The following is a 16,545-nucleotide window of genomic DNA, read 5'->3' as shown; positions in this document are numbered from 1 at the left end:
TAACAACTGCCGGGTCTCCCGGCAGTTGTCATGAGAAAGCTATGCGAAATTTTATCCTCAGGCGACTGCTGCAAACCCTGCCAATGCTGCTGCTCGCATCACTGATTATTTTTATGCTTTTCGCGAAAACGCCAGGCGACTTTATCGACGGTAACATTACCCTCACCGCTGCCCGCGCCGCCGAACTGAAAGCTATTTATGGACTCGATCAACCGATCCTTACCCGCTATCTGCATTGGCTCGGCCAGTTGCTGCGCGGCGATTTGGGGTTCTCGCTGCAATACCAAATTCTGGTGAGTCAGCTACTTAACCAGTACATCTGGAACTCGTTCCTGCTGGCAAGCGTTGCGCTGGTGTTTTACTGGAGCATCGGGCTTGCGGTGGGCATTGCCTCGGCGCTGAAACCCAATTCGCTGTTCGATCATCTGGTGAGCGTGTCGGTGTTTGCTGCCATGTCTTTCCCAACCTTCTTTCTCTGCCTGTTGCTTATTAAGTGGTTCGCAGTCGATCTGCACTGGTTGCCAGTGGGCGGCATGACCAACACCGGCAGCGACGATAACGGCTGGGTGTGGGTGATGCAGGTTGCGGCGCATCTGGTGTTACCGGTCATGGCGCTGGTGATGTTGCAGGCGGGCAGCCTGACGCGCTATTTCCGTGCCAGCATGCTTGACGTAGTGAAGATGGATTTTATCCGCACCGCGCGTGCTAAAGGGCTGCGCGAACGCACAGTGATCCTTAAACACGCGCTGCGCAATGCGTTGCTGCCAATCATCACCCTGTTAGGTTTTGAGCTGCCGGGGTTGTTTTCCGGCGCGATCATCACCGAAAAGGTGTTTAACTGGCCGGGCGCAGGGCATATTCATATTGATTCTCTGGCCGCCCGCGATTATCCGGTGCTGATGGGGTTCACCCTGTTTCTTGCGGTATTAACCATTGTGGGCAACCTGATTGCCGATATATTGTACGCGTGGGCCGACCCGCGCATTCGCGTGAGGTCGTGATGTTCGGTTCCCTTTTCTCTACGAATCGCCGCTTACGCAAGGCGGAAATTCCGGCGATGGCGCAGGCCACACCTTCTCCGTGGCACCAGGCGTGGAAAGCGCTGCGCCACAATCATCTGTCGATGCTGTGCCTGGTTCTGCTGGTAATCATGACCATCTGGTGCGTGCTGGGCCCGGTGTGGTCGCCGTGGAAAGATGACGCCACCGATGCGCTGATGATCAACAAACCGCCTGGCGCAGAACACTGGCTGGGCACCGATTTTCTTGGCCGCGATATTTATACCCGCCTGCTGCTTGCCGGTCGTATCTCGCTGATTATTGGCCTGATGACCATGCTACTTTCGGTGGCTCTGGGCTACCTGCTGGGTGCGGTATCCGGCTATGCCGGCGGCTGGACGGACAAACTGATTATGCGCATGGCGGATCTGGTGATGACGATCCCCAGCCTGCCGCTGCTGATTGTTGCCGGAGCGATGTTGTCTGAGCTGGATTTTTCGTCTGATTCGCGCATCTACATGGTAGTAGTGATGCTTAGCTTGCTGGAGTGGCCGAAGCTGGCGCGGCTGGTGCGCGGGCAAATCCTGTCACTGCGCGAACGCGATTTTATGCTGGCGACGCAGGTCCTGGGCCTCTCTTCGCGCCGCCGCCTGTTCGGTCATCTGTTGCCGAACACCATACCCATTCTGGTGGTGATGGCGACCATGGCGGTGGCCAACGCCATCCTGATGGAATCCGCGCTTAGCTACCTCGGCCTTGGCGTCGTACCGCCAACGCCCTCATGGGGCAATATGATGGACGCGGCCAACAGCCTGATCGACTTTCAGCGTCGCCCATGGCTGTGGATGCCGCCGGGCATTGCCATTTTTCTGACCGTCATCGCCATTAATGTGCTGGGCGATGGCCTGCGCGATGCGCTGGATCCGAAGATGAAACGGAGCCTGAAATGAGCGAGCCGCTAATTACCTTTAATAACTTATCCATCTCCTTCGCCAGCGAGCAGGGGCGTGTGCGCGCTGTACAGGATGTCTCCTTTACCATTCAGGCAGGGCAAACCATTGGCGTTGTTGGTGAATCTGGCTGCGGCAAAAGCGTTACCGCCATGTCGCTGATGGGACTGTTACCGCCGCAGGTTGCGCGTATCGACGGCGGAGAAATCCGCTTTGAGGGCACCGATCTGCTTGCTCTGAAGCCGTCGAAAATGGCCGATCTGCGTGGTAATCAATTAGCGATGATCTTTCAGGAGCCGATGACAGCGCTCAATCCGGTGCTGACCATTGGCGAGCAGCTTTGTGAACCGCTGATACGCCATCGCGGCGAAACACCAAAAGCGGCCTGGACGCACGCCACGCAAATGATCAACGATGTCGGACTCGGGCGTGCGGAGAGTCTGATGGGTTGCTATCCGCATCAGCTTTCCGGCGGCATGTTGCAGCGCATCATGATTGCCATGGCGTTAAGCTGCCAGCCGAAGCTGCTGATTGCCGACGAGCCAACCACGGCGCTGGATGTCACCGTGCAGGCGCAAATCCTGCGCTTACTGCGCGACCAGGCGCGGGCGCAGCAGATGGCGCTGATGCTGATCACTCACGATTTGGGGGTTATCGCGCAGATGGCGGAACATGTCGTGGTGATGTACGCCGGGCGCATCGTTGAGCAAGGCCCGACTGCCGATGTGCTACACAACCCACTGCACCCTTATACCAAAGGGCTTATCGCATCGCGCCCTGTTCCGGGCGAGCGCCGACGCCGCCTCTACTCCATTCCCGGACAGGTGCCTGACCTGGCCGAACTGCCGCCGTACTGCGCGTTCTATGATCGCTGCGAACGCAGAACCGCGCAGTGCCACGCGGTCATTCCGCCGCTGATCGGGCATACGCGGCAAGCCGCATGTATTCACAGTGAGTTAGCGGAGCCGATCGCATGAGCCAGCAATATGTTATTGAAGTGGACGAGTTGAAAAAGCATTTCTCGCTACGCGACGGGCTTTTTGGTCAGGAAACAGGACAGCTACGCGCTGTGGACGGCGTCAGTTTTAACATTCGACCTGGCACTATTTTTGGCCTGGTGGGCGAATCCGGTAGCGGTAAAACCACCGTAGGACGCACGCTGCTGGGGCTTTATGACAAAACGGCAGGTAGCGTGAAGTATCGTGGTCAGGAGTTGCAGGATCTGACGCCGAAACAGATGCGCGCGCTGCGCCCGAAAATCCAGTTGGTATTTCAGGATCCTTACAGCTCGCTGAATCCACGCATTCGAATAGGTGATGCAATTGGGGAAGCAATGCTGGAACACACGCTGTGCAGCAAAGAAGAACTGCGCGACAAAGTGCTGGAGGTAATGAAAATCTGTGGACTGGCGCCGCAGCATTACAATCGCTTTCCCCATGAGTTTTCCGGCGGCCAGCGCCAGCGTATCGGCATCGCCAGAGCGCTGATTCTCAACCCGGATTTTATTATTGCCGACGAACCCATCTCGGCGCTGGATGTCTCTATTCAGGCGCAAATCATTAACCTGTTTTCCGATTTGCGTGATGACCATGGCGTCACCTTCCTGTTCATCTCTCACGATCTCGGTGTCGTGGAGCATTTGTGTGATGACGTGGCAGTTATGTATCTGGGGAAACTGGTGGAAACTGCCAGCCGCGATGCGCTGTTCAGCCAGCCGCTTCACCCCTACACCCAGGCGCTGCTAGCGGCGGTGCCGACGCTTGCCCCTGGAAGCTTATCCGTGCCGGTGGTGCAGGGGGAAATTCCGGATCCTTCGCGCCCGCCCTCTGGCTGTCGCTTCTCTTCTCGCTGCCCGCAGGCAACAGTACGCTGCCGCACAGAAATTCCGGAACTGCGCGAAATGCGCCCCGGCCATCAGGTGGCGTGCCACTGGGTGCAGTTGACGTAATAAAAAAGAGAGGATTCATCCTCCCTGGTTGATGGAGTCTGACGTTCAATGATGTAAAAAACCACGCCTGTCAGTATCAGAAATTAATCCTGATACGACCCTGTCTGAAAAGGTCATAAAAACCTATCTGACCTGCTCCCAGCAAACTGACAAAGCAATGTAAGCAAGTTCCGCTTCTGGTAAAAAACTGCCTGCTGAAAAGGGCGGATGACCGCTATGAGCGAAGAGCGGACCTTTTTTGGCAAAGATTTATATATTCCAATTGCTTTAAATATCACTTTCTGGCGAAGCGCCTTAATGGAAATCAAGTAGAGCATCAATTAATATCCAAAACCTATGGAAATAAACCTTTATGGCTTTATGCCAGCACTACTCCCTGTTGCACTGTCCCCCGGAGCAAGCTTCACTCTTGTTATGAATGGAGCTCTGGCTGGCGGTTACAAAGGACTATTCAGAACGCTTGCCGGAACAGCCTTGGGTATATACACACATGCGGTTCTCATAGGGCTAGGTATAACCGCTGTGATCATCTCGTCTCCAGCAACTTTTGCGGTGTTGAAAGTTTTCGGAACCGCCTATCTGCTCTGGTTAGGAGCAATGCTCATCCGCAGCGGGATAAGGTCAAATGCCAGCGGGCTTGCTGTTACGAAACATTCGGTGACTTTAAGAGAGGCCTGGATAGCTAATATTTTTAATCCTAAAGCCATCATTTTTTATCTGACAGTCGTTTCGCAGTTCGCAGGGATACAGGGAGGCGTCTACAACTATCTGACATTGGCAACAGTACATGTCGTGGTCATGAGCGTTTGGCTTTTCGCTGTCAGTCAAACACTTATATTTTCAGTAAAAAAAACAAATCCATTAATGCTCAAAAAATACGTCAACATTGCCGGCGGGGTGTTGCTCATTGCTTTTACTCTGCACAGCCTGACCCAGTAACTCATCACCTTTAGCAAAAATGTCCGCTTCTGGCTGTGAGTTCAACTGATAGATGCAACACATTGGTTAAAACGCTCTGCGGGTGATTCATAGTCTAGCGTTTTTCTTGGCCTCTCGTTGAACTGCCTGGCAACACTGTCTAGTCTTTGCTGGCTGTGAACCGATAAGTCAGTTCCTTTTGGAAAATACTGCCTAAGCAATCTGTTTGTATTTTCATTGGAGCCGCGTTGCCAGGGGATTGAGGATCGCAGAAGTAAACCTGGATATCTGTGGCTACAGTAAACCGGGTGTGGCTGGTCATTTCAGCGCCCCGGTCCCATGTTAATGTTTTATAAAGCTCAGCAGGTAATTCCCGGGCTTGTTTGATAAGTGCAGATATAACCGTTATGGTCTTGTTGTCCCTGATCCTGGCCAGCATAACAAAACGGGAATGACGTTCTACGAGGGTGACGATATAGGAGTTTTTAGAGCCCTGGATCAGGTCACCTTCCCAGTGACCGGGTATGGCTCTGTCAGCGGCTTCAGGTGGTCTTTCGCTGATAGAGATCGTATCCCGGATTGACCCTAATCCTTTCCCTTTAAGCGATGATGTTCTGGATCTACGCACGACTCTTCCGCTTCTGAGGCATTGCTGCAGTTCTTTTTTTAATGCACCCCGGGTTTGTATAAAAAGCGTTTATAAATCGTTTCGTGTGACACATGCATTTCCTGATTATCCGGATAACAGCGTTTTCAGCCAACCGGCGATTTGTTCCGGCGACCAGTCCTGATGCATCTTCTCTGCGATGATTTTACACAGTGTGGGTCTTTCAATTAGCTTGCAAGGTTTTGGTCTCAGAGCATTTTCCCACGCAGCAGTATCCGCTTTTGATGCACGGTATTGATTTGCACCACCGTGCCTCTTTATCTCCCGGCTAATCGTTGAGGGGGCTCTCGATAGTTTGTTTGCGATCGCCCTGATGCTGATTTTGCTACCAGCGCTCTGGATATTTCCTCTCTTTCATCAAGTGAAAGCGCTAACGGATGCCGCTTTCGGACAGGGGGGCGGTATCCACCAGTCTGGTGGATAGTGGGCATAATAGAAGAATGATATCTGTCGAACATTCTGGCGATATCATGCAGGGAATCACCTTGCTTATATCTGTCCCAGATAATCGCCTTCTGCTCTGGCGTGTAGTTAATCCGAGTTCTTCGTTTCATGGAAACGCCCCCCTTGATTAAGGATAGCGTTGCATCGACCCGTTGAACTCACAGCGAACAGCAGACGTTGACTGATGACTACTCAGTGAATTCATCGTTATTGAACATACCCTCCCGGCAACGAACTCAATCTCAATCGTTCTCAGACAGCTAGCGCTAGTTGTTGATGACGCTCTATAAATTTCGCTTTGAGGGCGCTATAGCGATGAGCATCGTTCCTGCTGACTAATACAGCTGCGTGTTTTATCTCAGCATACTCTTCTGCAATGTCTTTGTTTCTTCGAAGATAATCACGGAAAGCAAGATGTCTCAATACCTGCATATCTCCGACTGCAAACGCATGGACTTGATGACTACGCTGATCACCACCTTTAATGAAATATCTGCGCCCCGCAATCCCGTTCTCACCGCGAGCAACATACCCGGCGTGGGCCATTGCTGAATGGTACTTATCCAGTTCATTGATGTCGGAAACTTCAAGTAGCATATCAATTACAGGCTTTGCTGAGAGACCAGGAACTGACGTGCTTCCAATATGATGGACATCCTTAGCCATTCCACCGAGCAATGTTTTTATCAGTAAACTTTCAGCTTCAAACATCTCAGGCCATCTATCATCGTATGGCACAACAATAATCTTCCGCATAAACACATTCTCTCTGTCCTAAGTGTGCAACTCAACCCTGAACCCCGGCAATGCCTGCAGCCGGCGTTCCCTGGTGAAAAAACAGAGTCCACTGGCCCACATCCGAACAAATCCAGCAAGAGGAACGTAATGCATGATGGCTGCCATCAGCGTAAAACGTCCGATAGTGAAGCAGAGCGTAACCGCAGCCCATCTCCGTAAGACGGAAATCGCTGCTGAGAATATAAGGTGCAGCCTTTTCACTTAGCAGCGACGCAATGGTCTCTGACCGGTCGACCGTCACACCTGACCGGGTGATTTCACGGAATTCAGGATGAAGAATCAGTTCCAGCCACTCCGGATCATTGCGCCTGTCGCCGTGAAGGCTGCACTCAAGCAATCTGAGCTTCTCCAGAAGCATTCTGCTTATCCTCAAGTGATTAAGCCGGACGTTCAAATTTACCATAACAGTTCATGCGCTACTTCCGCTTCTGGCGGTTTTGCCTTCTTGACTGAAGGGGTAATTATCTAAGAGCCTTCTCAACTTTTTTAGACTAACGCCCTACAATCGCTTTATCATTTTTAAACTTATCGGGCCGTAAGTTTAGCAACGCTCAGGTGTGGAAAAGCGTAAAACAAGCAAGATACATAAGGAATGAAGATAAGGGACAGGCATGACTGCATATTCAAACTCTGATGCGGCAAGGGACTTACGCCCGGCATTAGACAAGGCACCCATTGGCGCTGTGAACGGTGAATGGTTCTTTATTACGGAACAGGCTGGTGTTTCCTCGCAATATGGAGGTTACATGTATGCTGATGGGAGTCACGTTACTGCTGGTGACCATGTTTTTCAGAGGGTCTGCAACGTTGTCGATAAACTCGAAGCATTACAGATACAGTCCTTTAATAAGGTTATTGTTCGCTGGACTAAGTCTAAAATACCGTTCATGCGCGGGCGCGTTACGGTTGACACAATTTTCGATGAGACAATAGTGCCGCGCGGTCCTCTGAGTCCGATGTATGAGGCTGCCGCTGTCGCAAGGCGAGCATTCTGGAAAAGGTATGGCGACGTGTCAGATAGCTTTATTGCTGAACGAAATGACGCAAACGTACACAACCAGACGAAGTGGTTCGGGCCCCATCGCCGGGTACTCAGTACCAAAAGCAGCACCAAATTAACGCTGGCTACCGATGGTCTCTCGACGCCCTGGGCCGGCATTTCAGACCCGGAAAACGGCGTAAAATGCGAACTTTTCATGGAGCTGGATGCTTCAGATAATACCAGCCAGCAGATTGATGATTGGGCTCATTTGTTAATTAGCTTGGGGGATCTCGTTGCCGACGGCTATCAGGTCGCTGCCGATGTTGAAAAATATAGAGCCATACTGTTTTGCTCTCTTACCGACGACTATAAACCTATGTCCCGCATCATTCTCAGCCGTGATGCTCGTCAGATTGAAGGTTTGCCTTTCGGTTCAGTTCCGCTGATCCGTGTAACGCCGATAGCAGAGGCAGAGATTGAAAATCATGACCAGTCCGATGGATGGGCATCAAACGCAGCAAGGCATGCACTCGCGGAACGGCGGATAGAAGCGTAGATAATTATCATATGGTTATTCACGTCTTCTACAGAGAAAGGTGAACCGGTCACCTTTCTTGAGGAAGATCAGCATCAAATTATCAAAATTTGTTCTGCTTTAAGTAAAGAGCAGACGTTTCACTTTTGACAGCCGAAGGTTTCCAATAGGTTGAACATAACTTCACTGTTGCGAATTATTGCTAATAAGCTTATAAAATCAGAAACCTATATGGAAATGAAGGCACTATGAACATTTCAATCAGAAAGTTACTGCCGCTAGAATGGGATCATGCTTACAGTCTAATTTCACAGCTACGGAACATTTCCAAAGAAAAATTTATCGAAAGCGTCAGAATTCAGACGTTGAACGGTTATGAACTTGTTGGCGCATTTGGCAATGAAAAAATGCTTGGCTTGATGGGTTTCCGTCCCGTTCATACTCTGGCCAGAGGATCACATCTCTATATTGATGATTTGATCGTAGATGAGGCTTTAAGAAGCAAAGGGATAGGGAAAAAATTGCTGGATTTTGCCACTACTGAATCAGAAAGCAGGGATATGAACTTCGTGTTCCTTGATGCCCGACAGCAGGCGATACCCTTTTATGAACGGAATGGTTTTGTGGCACACACATCACCTTCAATGAAAAAGCCTCTCCGATAAAACCAGATAGCCTGTTCATAGGTGGGGGTGCGGACATTATAACTTTGCATCTACACCCTTTAGCAACATAAAAACATGAAGTTAAGGAAGTTTTTTGCACATAAAAACACTCAACGGATCTGTTGCATAAGGTGGGAATGAATTGCATATATCATAACCGCATCTACGATAAAGTGCTATAGCCGCTTGCTGGTGAATCCCTGTTTCAAGCTGCAATAGGCTCAAATTCTTTTCTGAAGCAATCGTCTCGATTGCGCTGACTATCTGTTCTCCGAGCTTCCTACGCCGATATTCCGGTCGAATATAAACCCGCTTAATCTCAGCTGAGCCATTTTCATGAAATAGCAAAGCACCACAACCTGCAGGTAAGCCACCTTCATCACGTACGATAATGCACCGGAGCAGCTCATCATTAACTTTTGGAAGATCCAGGCAGTGATTACTTTCTGCAGGATATAGTACGTTCTGAAAGGCATCGAGTTCGCTTACCAGCCACTGCAGACCAGAATCACTTTTATCTACTTCTGAAATGCTGAACATTCGCTATCCTCGATTCAGTTTTAACTACTGAATCTAACATAATGTTCTATCTATGACGGCTTTCTGTATTTAACATAAGAGTGCATGTGCAACTTCCGCTTCTGGCACAAAGCGGACTTTTTGACATTAACTCATCACTTATTCTATAAAGACTGCTCATAAAAAAGGAGTTTTGAGTTGAAAATCTATACCTACCCAAAAAGCAGATCCCTTAGGGTGCTTTGGGCGCTTGAAGAAATTGGGGCAACTTACGATACCAGCAAAGTAGAACTTTTTGATCCAACTTCTGACGTCAAATCACCACATCCTTTTGGAAAAGTACCATTTTTGGTTGACGGAAAAATATCAATCAGTGAAACCTTAGCAATATGTATTTACCTGTGTGAAAAACATCAAAATGGTACTCTTTACCCCGCAAATCCTGAAGAAAAAGCCTCCGTTAATGCGTGGTTGAGCTTTAGTCTCACCGACTTAGAAGCGCCGGTCTGGAGTTTACTGAAACAAAATGTATTCATTCCAGAAAACCAACGATCCACTGGCTTAATGAATTCCCTTAGAGACGAAGCAACCGAGGTCATCTCCCGGATCCGCTTCAATCCATCCCATACGTGGATCGCCGGGGACAATTTTACTCTGGCCGACATTTTCCTCTCTCATTCGTTGCTGTGGGCAAAACTATGCGGATTAGAAATTGGCAAAGAAACTGACAGCTACATAGCCAGAGCCATGAGCCGACCAGCATTCGTGAAAGCTCAGGAAATGAATAATATCTAACGAGTTTGTAATATCATTGAGATGCATTCACGGCAGTAAAAAGCGCAACGTCCGCTTCTTGGACAAAGCGGACATCTGCATCAGGCAATGTCCGCTATGAGCGAGAAGCGGACGTAGTAACCGCATTGATTGTAAGTGGGTCAGGTATTGTTAGTTATGCTTCTGAGCATGTCCAAAATGAGCTTTGCTGCTGTCCCTTCATGATCTAAATCAGGATCATAAATGGTCATTGTAATGCCACAGCAGCGCATATTTCTGAAAAGTTCGCGACAGAGATTTACAAGTGTTTCAGAAGACAAACCGGGCTTGCCGGGACAATCAACTGCAGACATTTCAGAACTGTCCAGGACATCCATATCAAGATGAATCCAGTAGGGCATTTCAGGAAAAAGGTTGAGCCGCTCGAATATCACATTGATGAGATCATGATCAGGCAACTTAAGCGCGTCAAAAATAGTTATACGCCGGATATCAGTGCCAACAATGTCAGGCCATTCATAATCTTCCAGGAGCGACTCACGCTCTCCCAACTGAATCACTGCGTCATCCTGAACCAGGGATCCTTCGATACCGGGCCATGCAGTCAGTAATGGCTCTCCCCGACCGGTAACGAGTGCCAAATCCATTCCGGCCGCAGCGCCTGGTCGTGCTCCTGGTTCTCGCTTCCAGTTGCCGGGATGACGGAAATCGCTGTGGCCGTCAATATGCACAAGTGCAAGTTGCCCTAACTGACGCCTGCTGCCCAGCAAGGCTCCGGGCAGGATGGCGCAGTCGCCTCCGATAACAACGGGCTTTAAGTTGCGATGATGCGCCGCCTCTACTTCATCAGCCAATCGTAGATTAAGTTGTCTGAGCTTGTGACCGTTCAGGATATCAGTACCTGGCTCACATTCAGGACTGTATTCAGGGCAGGGAACAGTAACAAAGTTACAAGAGGGAAACATTTTATCGAGTCCGTGGTGCATGAGAACTGCTGGCGCACGGAATGTGCCCGGTATGTGCCCTTCATAAAGAGGGTTGAGACCAAGACCAGACGGGACAAGAATTATTTTTTCCATAAAAAACCTGATCTTAACTGGGTTGAGTACCACAGAAACTAAGCTTTCTTACGAAACAGCTTTGTCGCCGAGATAAAATTCGAGGTGTTAACCTGTGCCAGAACGCACAAGGTTCGCTATAAGTGAGAGGCTGACATCCATATTTTAACGTTTATATCGCCGTTTCCACTCATCTACGACATCACCCAAATTCTTAGGGGTAGCATTACTTATCCAGATCATAAATTCACGATTGAATCGGAAATTCTCTCCACACTCTTTGATCATAAAACGGCGAACGTTTTGTGTGTTTTTGTAATTTTTATCAATGATGGTCGAACGTGTTAGTGAGGAGCTATGCCAATCAGTTTCCATTTTTCCAGTTCCCGTAATGAGTGGTTTTAAATAAAAATTAGTACTCCACTTTAGTCAGGGAAGCTGAAATTTCTCAAGGTCTGCTCCGGGAAAAAAGCGGTCTGAAACGCGGCCCCATGCCTCCAGTGCGTTTTAACCTGCCACAACCCGTCAAAACAGAGGTGCGCTTGTTAGCCGAGCTCAATATCGACTGGCGGGCCTGCTACTGCAGTCAATCGAGCGGTTCAGGCATTGACTGGACCTTTTTCAGGAAATCCACAAAAGCGCGCAGAGGTGCTGAAATAAAGCGGCTGGGAAAGTAGAGCCAGGGACCTTCAAATTCGGGCCACCACTCCGGAAGCAGATGCAGCAGTTCACCCGTCGTAAAGCAGGGCTGCAGCCAGTTTTCAAAGACGGCGACAGCCGGTTGCTGTCGGAAGGCATTAAAGTGCGGCTGGCTATCATTGACGTGAAAGACCAGAAAAGTGTTGATGCGGCCGTCGGGCAGATAAAGTCAGAAGATGGAAAACTAGATGTGCTGATCAATAATGCGGGTATTCCCGGAACCTGGCCCATCGCGCCTGAGTCGCAGAGCATCAGCGATATTATGACGGTGTATAACACCAACGTTTTCGGCGTCATCAGAGTAACGCAGGCTTTTCTGCCGCTGCTCAAACTGGGTGAGGAACCCCGGATTATCATGGTCAGCAGCGGGCTGGGATCGCTGGAATGGGTATCTGACAAAGCGCATCCCTACTCTCAGGTAGCGGCACTGGGCTATACCAGTTCAAAAACGGCATTAAATGGCGTTACGGTGGCATTTGCCAATTCACTGTCTGAGTATGGCATCAGCGTAAACGCAGTTGACCCGGGATATACGGCCACCGATTTTAACGGACATACCGGTTATCGAACTGTATCCCAGGCGGCCAGGGGGATCGTCTGGCTCGCTGCTGAAGTATCCCAGACAATCACCGCAGGATTCTTTTTGGATGGAGAGCGCGCACCCTGGTGAATCTCGCCTAATAAAAGCATTCCACCTGCCTGGATGGGGCAGGCTGGTTGACGGGTTGCGGCAGAATGCCTGGCGTGTCGTGCGCAGTCGGTTCTCAAATATGTCCGAATCATCCTGAAGGAAAATAAGCGGCTCAATGTTTCTTAGCGCATCTGAATGTAATTAATGGCCGCCTCAGGCACGGCTCGTACAGAAAGTTAGGTCATAAGGTCCGCTTTGAATGAAAAGTGGACCCAGACCTACAGGCTGGTCATCAGCCGAGGTAGTTTCTGAAGTTAAACGGCAGTTTTACAGAAGATGACAACAGATAACGATGACCGAATAAATTTATCTGAAAGGCGGGCACGCCAGGGGCGAGATACACACACACACACTGGATTTACTGCCCTGTAAATACACATACTGCCCAATTATGGCTGTTCATGTGAACCAGGCGCCAGCTTCCCATATCCAGACAACATTGCCGTAGCTTCATCCATCCGTTGTCTATCAAGTTTATAGAACACCCAGTTCTTGATACGTTTCGATGTCACAATTCCGGCCTTAGCAAGAATTTGCAGATGGCCTGTCACGGTGGGCTGACTCAGACCAATTTTTTCGGTGATAAATCCGACACACACACCATCCTTAACCAGATCGCCGTCCTGCTGCACCGGAAAATGTGACTCTGGGTCGGACAGCCATTCAACAATCACGAGCCGATGCTCATTACCAAGGGCACGAAAAATATCGGCCATTAATGTCTTTGAGTTGTGCATATAGCCAATCACCTATATAGTCATTTTCTTATATAAATTTAGGGGCATACTATGACAAACCACAGACAAAGGCTAACAGACAGTGTCACGCTGAAAGATATTTATGCCGCTTCCGGGCGAATTAAATCAACAGTATGCAAAACTCCACTGGAGCTTTCGCACCCGCTGTCTGCTCTTGTCGGGACGGAGGTCAGGCTTAAGATGGAAAATCTTCAGCATACCGGTAGCTTTAAGCTGAGAGGTGCTGCAAACGTTCTTGCCAGTCTTAATGCAGACCAGCGACGTGCCGGCGTCATCGCCCCGACGGCAGGGAATCATGGTTTAGGGCTTGCCTGTGCGGGACATGCGGCAGGCATACCCGTATCCATATTCTTACCGTTTTCAGCAGACCCGATTAAGGTTTCTGCAATGAAAAGTTATGGTGCGCAGGTTACGTTTTTTGACGACATTGAAGACGCAAGGCAGGAAGCCATTGTCGCAGCGCAACAGTCCGGCGCAACGTTCGTCTCAGCCTACAATAATCAGCAGATGATTGCCGGAGGCGGCACCGTCGGTCTGGAAATCATGGAAGACTGGCCAGACGCTGACGTTATTCTCGTAAACATTGGCGGCGGCGGGCTGGCCTCCGGTATCGCAACAGCCATCAAGGGCATAAACCCTGCAGCCGAAGTGTGGGCAGTGCAGAGTGAAGCAAGCCCGACGTTTGCGTGCTGGAAAGAAGCTGGTGAGGCGATCCCAGTGGAAATATCGTCGTCAATCGCCGAAGGCATAAGTGGCTATATAGAGCCTGAAGCGATGACCTGGCCACTCATACGCGATCGCGTCGATCGTGTTCTTCTGGTTTCAGAAGTCGAAATTAAAGCAGCGATGCTGTTAATGCTTAATCTGCACAGCCATGTTGTAGAGCCTTCAGGCGTACCCGCAGTTGCGGCAGCCATCCGTTATGCAAAAGAACTGAGCGGGCGTAAAATTGTCTGCGTGGTGAGCGGTAGAAACATATCGGGCTCCCGCTATCTCAAATTAGTTAATGAGGCGTCACTATGAAGAAACAGAGCGGAGTTAAGGTCGGCTGAGCTCTTATTGCACAACGTTCTTATCATAACGGCTTCATTCATTACGCAGGCTTTGAGGTAGTGCCGCCTTTGACGGCCTGCCGTTTAACAGCCTTTTCGCTTAAAATTCTATGGTTCGTTTAAGGGAATGTCAGGCATCATCATCAAAAAATATTTTTGTCATACAAGGAGTAAGACTAATGAATATAAATATAAGAACAGCCCGGGCTTCTGATGTTGATAGTATTTTCGAAGTCAGAACCTCAGTGCTCGAGAATTATTTGAGTCGTGAAGAAATGCGTCAGCTGGGGATCACCGAAAGCGTCGTGGCGGATATGATTGAAAAGAATTTATGCGCCTGGGTTGCGGCTGAAAACGAAAAAATAGTCGGCTTTTCAATGATTTTGCCGGATGAAGGCTGTCTTTTTGCGGCCTTTGTTCTCCCGGAATATGAAGGCCAGGGGATAGGTCGCAGGCTGGTTTTTCTCGCCGAGCAGGAATTATTCAAACATCATGAGATTGCCTGGCTGGAAACCGATAAAAATAGTCGCGCGGCGAAATTTTACATGCAGCTCGGCTGGGGCAATAAAAAAGAGATTAACGATACCGATATCAAACTGGAGAAATATCGCAGCGTGTAATCTACTGTCATTTTCATAAACGTCCGCTTATGGCATAAGGCGGACATCTGCATCAGGCAAATTATCTTCTGATCAAATATCGGACAAACTTTCGTCAGGCTACTCATGTTTCTGGCAAATCTATGATAAGCAGTGTGCCAAAACTGCCTTTTTTTACAGTATGAGGAATCCCAGCCTTGGCTACGTAAAGCTGGCCAGAAGTTACAGAGATTTGTTTTCCTTTTACGCTCAGTTCAAGACGACCGTCAATGATCAGTAACCCTTCATCATACTCATGTACCTCTTCAATAACAGAGCGTTCATCCATTCGTAAAACTTTGAGATTCGCTGTACCAATGTGGCCTAATACCTGAGAGTGCCAGGCCTCTGGTAATGCATGTGATTCAATTCTAAGGTCATAAAGCGACATAACGTCACTCCTTTGAGTGCTCTTTTAATGCTCTTATGCCATATATATTTCCTATCGTCATATATTAAATATGGGGAAATAAATCGAATAAGAGACTATACCATTCCTCATTATGCTCTTATTTCTGAAATGCCAGGTTCTGCAATCTGGCCTGGTCAGAACCTTGTTTATCAACGGGCCGATAGTTAAATCGCGTCAGCTAATAGCGCAAAGCGGACATTTAGCCGCAATAGCGTGTTTGCTGTCAGACGAACTGTTTGTCCTGCGCAGACCTTTAATCATTAATCGTCATTTTAAATCGCGTATTTTCTTCGGGTCGGCTTACATTCCCAGACTGGCCAGCAGGTCGTCCACATCATCCTGACTGGCAGGAGTCTCTGGTGCGGAGGAAGGTTTAGACGGCGCAGTGCGCTCGGCGGTGCTGTGTGAGCCGGTATTATCGCGGATGACCTGTATCAGCTGCTGCTCAGCCTGATTCAGCACGGCCATCATAGCCTGCACAATCTGTCCTGTGAGGTCCTGGAAGCCCTGTGACATCATAATCGCGTGTAACTGCTGTTGCGTCAGACCCGTGACGCGGGGGACATCATTCAGCAAGGCAACGGTATCTGCCGCTAATGCCTGGGTCTGTTCTTTGTCTGACAGCGTACCGGAAGTGGCATCCCAGCGTTGCGAGAGTTTCTCAGCTTTTTCTCCCAGATCGGTTTGCAGAGGCTGCGTGATTTCCACGCTGTTGATTACGCCCTCTGCTGCTTCGCGGGTCATTGTGACGACATAACCCAGCCTTTCACGGGCGTTTGGGATGCTTCCCGCCACATCGGCGATGGTTTTATCAAGCCCCAGCTGTTGCAGACTGTCGCGAAGCTGCCGCAGGATGAAGCCAGCACGCGCCGTAATTTCGCCAATTTCCTGATGCTTACTATGGGTGTCGGATGGTGACATGGATGTTGTTTCCTGCGTACAGAGTTTCGATACCTGAGGTTATCGGCAGCTCGCGGCGGTTTTTTAAATTTCCTGAGGTTTTTACTCGTGTAAAAAGTGACATGATGTGAATGAGACA

The 16,545-nt window shown here is 49.5% G+C and carries 19 protein-coding genes and 1 pseudogene; 11 read left to right on the top strand and 9 right to left on the bottom strand.

Features of this window, described 5'->3' with window-relative positions:
• Positions 1-41 precede the first annotated feature (41 nt).
• From AC6I8B_RS21565 to AC6I8B_RS21545, 5 genes are all read left to right on the top strand, one after another.
• On the top strand, positions 42-1,001 hold the full coding sequence (locus AC6I8B_RS21565; protein WP_157353319.1) for an ABC transporter permease: 960 nt from the start codon (positions 42-44) through the stop codon (positions 999-1,001).
• A complete protein-coding gene (gene opp4C, locus AC6I8B_RS21560; protein ID WP_033760940.1) occupies positions 1,001-1,948 on the top strand; it encodes an oligopeptide ABC transporter permease in 948 nt (315 codons plus the stop codon). Before AC6I8B_RS21565 ends, opp4C begins: the two co-directional genes overlap by 1 nt.
• Positions 1,945-2,925 carry an ABC transporter ATP-binding protein gene (locus tag AC6I8B_RS21555; RefSeq protein ID WP_157353320.1) on the top strand — a complete coding sequence of 327 codons (981 nt, stop codon included), beginning with the start codon at positions 1,945-1,947 and terminating at the stop codon, positions 2,923-2,925. Before opp4C ends, AC6I8B_RS21555 begins: the two co-directional genes overlap by 4 nt.
• Positions 2,922-3,896 (top strand): ABC transporter ATP-binding protein, encoded by a 975-nt coding sequence (locus AC6I8B_RS21550; protein ID WP_033773706.1) that lies wholly within the window; start codon positions 2,922-2,924, stop codon positions 3,894-3,896. The genes AC6I8B_RS21555 and AC6I8B_RS21550 overlap by 4 nt, the downstream gene beginning before the upstream one ends.
• 336 nt (positions 3,897-4,232) lie before the next feature.
• Positions 4,233-4,835 (top strand): LysE family translocator, encoded by a 603-nt coding sequence (locus tag AC6I8B_RS21545; RefSeq protein ID WP_157353322.1) that lies wholly within the window; start codon positions 4,233-4,235, stop codon positions 4,833-4,835.
• Between the two features lie 41 nt (positions 4,836-4,876).
• Here the strand turns inward: AC6I8B_RS21545 and AC6I8B_RS21540 are convergent.
• From AC6I8B_RS21540 to AC6I8B_RS21530, 3 genes and pseudogenes are all read right to left on the bottom strand, one after another.
• Positions 4,877-6,035: pseudogene (locus AC6I8B_RS21540) on the bottom strand (IS30 family transposase).
• Positions 6,036-6,177: 142 nt separating this feature from the next.
• Positions 6,178-6,681 carry a GrpB family protein gene (locus tag AC6I8B_RS21535; RefSeq protein WP_157353323.1) on the bottom strand — a complete coding sequence of 168 codons (504 nt, stop codon included), beginning with the start codon at positions 6,679-6,681 and terminating at the stop codon, positions 6,178-6,180.
• A gap of 31 nt (positions 6,682-6,712) precedes the next feature.
• Positions 6,713-7,081: a nuclear transport factor 2 family protein gene (locus AC6I8B_RS21530; protein ID WP_157353324.1), complete on the bottom strand. Its 369-nt coding sequence runs from the start codon at positions 7,079-7,081 to the stop codon at positions 6,713-6,715.
• Between the two features lie 253 nt (positions 7,082-7,334).
• Here AC6I8B_RS21530 and AC6I8B_RS21525 point away from each other — a divergent pair, with 253 nt between their 5' ends.
• Both AC6I8B_RS21525 and AC6I8B_RS21520 read left to right on the top strand, forming a co-directional pair.
• A complete protein-coding gene (locus AC6I8B_RS21525; protein ID WP_154210233.1) occupies positions 7,335-8,261 on the top strand; it encodes a hypothetical protein in 927 nt (308 codons plus the stop codon).
• Positions 8,262-8,488: 227 nt separating this feature from the next.
• A complete protein-coding gene (locus AC6I8B_RS21520; RefSeq protein ID WP_060678931.1) occupies positions 8,489-8,905 on the top strand; it encodes a GNAT family N-acetyltransferase in 417 nt (138 codons plus the stop codon).
• An 81-nt stretch (positions 8,906-8,986) separates the two neighbouring features.
• On the opposite strand, the gene AC6I8B_RS21515 is transcribed toward AC6I8B_RS21520, so the two are convergent.
• Positions 8,987-9,445: a GNAT family N-acetyltransferase gene (locus AC6I8B_RS21515; RefSeq protein ID WP_157353325.1), complete on the bottom strand. Its 459-nt coding sequence runs from the start codon at positions 9,443-9,445 to the stop codon at positions 8,987-8,989.
• A gap of 177 nt (positions 9,446-9,622) precedes the next feature.
• Here AC6I8B_RS21515 and AC6I8B_RS21510 point away from each other — a divergent pair, with 177 nt between their 5' ends.
• Complete coding sequence (locus tag AC6I8B_RS21510; RefSeq protein WP_497817757.1) at positions 9,623-10,219, top strand: glutathione S-transferase family protein; 597 nt, start codon at positions 9,623-9,625, stop codon at positions 10,217-10,219.
• A gap of 140 nt (positions 10,220-10,359) precedes the next feature.
• On the opposite strand, the gene AC6I8B_RS21505 is transcribed toward AC6I8B_RS21510, so the two are convergent.
• The gene (locus AC6I8B_RS21505; protein WP_154210234.1) at positions 10,360-11,277 is read right to left on the bottom strand and encodes an arginase family protein; all 918 of its coding nucleotides are present in this window, start codon (positions 11,275-11,277) and stop codon (positions 10,360-10,362) included.
• A gap of 144 nt (positions 11,278-11,421) precedes the next feature.
• Entirely contained in the window at positions 11,422-11,631 is a 210-nt protein-coding gene (locus AC6I8B_RS21500) for a DUF6434 domain-containing protein (RefSeq protein WP_045139936.1), read from the bottom strand.
• A gap of 343 nt (positions 11,632-11,974) precedes the next feature.
• Here AC6I8B_RS21500 and AC6I8B_RS21495 point away from each other — a divergent pair, with 343 nt between their 5' ends.
• Positions 11,975-12,625, top strand: coding sequence for an SDR family NAD(P)-dependent oxidoreductase (locus tag AC6I8B_RS21495; RefSeq protein ID WP_062759071.1), 651 nt, complete (start codon positions 11,975-11,977; stop codon positions 12,623-12,625).
• A gap of 410 nt (positions 12,626-13,035) precedes the next feature.
• On the opposite strand, the gene AC6I8B_RS21490 is transcribed toward AC6I8B_RS21495, so the two are convergent.
• On the bottom strand, positions 13,036-13,383 hold the full coding sequence (locus AC6I8B_RS21490; protein WP_033768664.1) for an ArsR/SmtB family transcription factor: 348 nt from the start codon (positions 13,381-13,383) through the stop codon (positions 13,036-13,038).
• Between the two features lie 51 nt (positions 13,384-13,434).
• On the opposite strand from AC6I8B_RS21490, the gene AC6I8B_RS21485 reads away from it, so the two are divergent.
• Complete coding sequence (locus AC6I8B_RS21485; RefSeq protein WP_198346858.1) at positions 13,435-14,427, top strand: threonine ammonia-lyase; 993 nt, start codon at positions 13,435-13,437, stop codon at positions 14,425-14,427.
• 208 nt (positions 14,428-14,635) lie between these two features.
• A complete protein-coding gene (locus AC6I8B_RS21480) occupies positions 14,636-15,076 on the top strand; it encodes a GNAT family N-acetyltransferase (protein WP_029519728.1) in 441 nt (146 codons plus the stop codon).
• 103 nt (positions 15,077-15,179) lie between these two features.
• On the opposite strand, the gene AC6I8B_RS21475 is transcribed toward AC6I8B_RS21480, so the two are convergent.
• Together AC6I8B_RS21475 and AC6I8B_RS21470 are read right to left on the bottom strand one after the other, a co-directional pair.
• Positions 15,180-15,485 (bottom strand): cupin domain-containing protein, encoded by a 306-nt coding sequence (locus tag AC6I8B_RS21475; protein WP_157353326.1) that lies wholly within the window; start codon positions 15,483-15,485, stop codon positions 15,180-15,182.
• 321 nt (positions 15,486-15,806) lie between these two features.
• The gene (locus tag AC6I8B_RS21470; protein ID WP_010259809.1) at positions 15,807-16,427 is read right to left on the bottom strand and encodes a protein phosphatase CheZ; all 621 of its coding nucleotides are present in this window, start codon (positions 16,425-16,427) and stop codon (positions 15,807-15,809) included.
• Positions 16,428-16,545 lie beyond the last annotated feature (118 nt).

Source organism: Pantoea sp. X-Soil-ISGK-285 (assembly GCF_059730815.1).
This window is presented reverse-complemented; position numbering and strand designations above follow the sequence as displayed.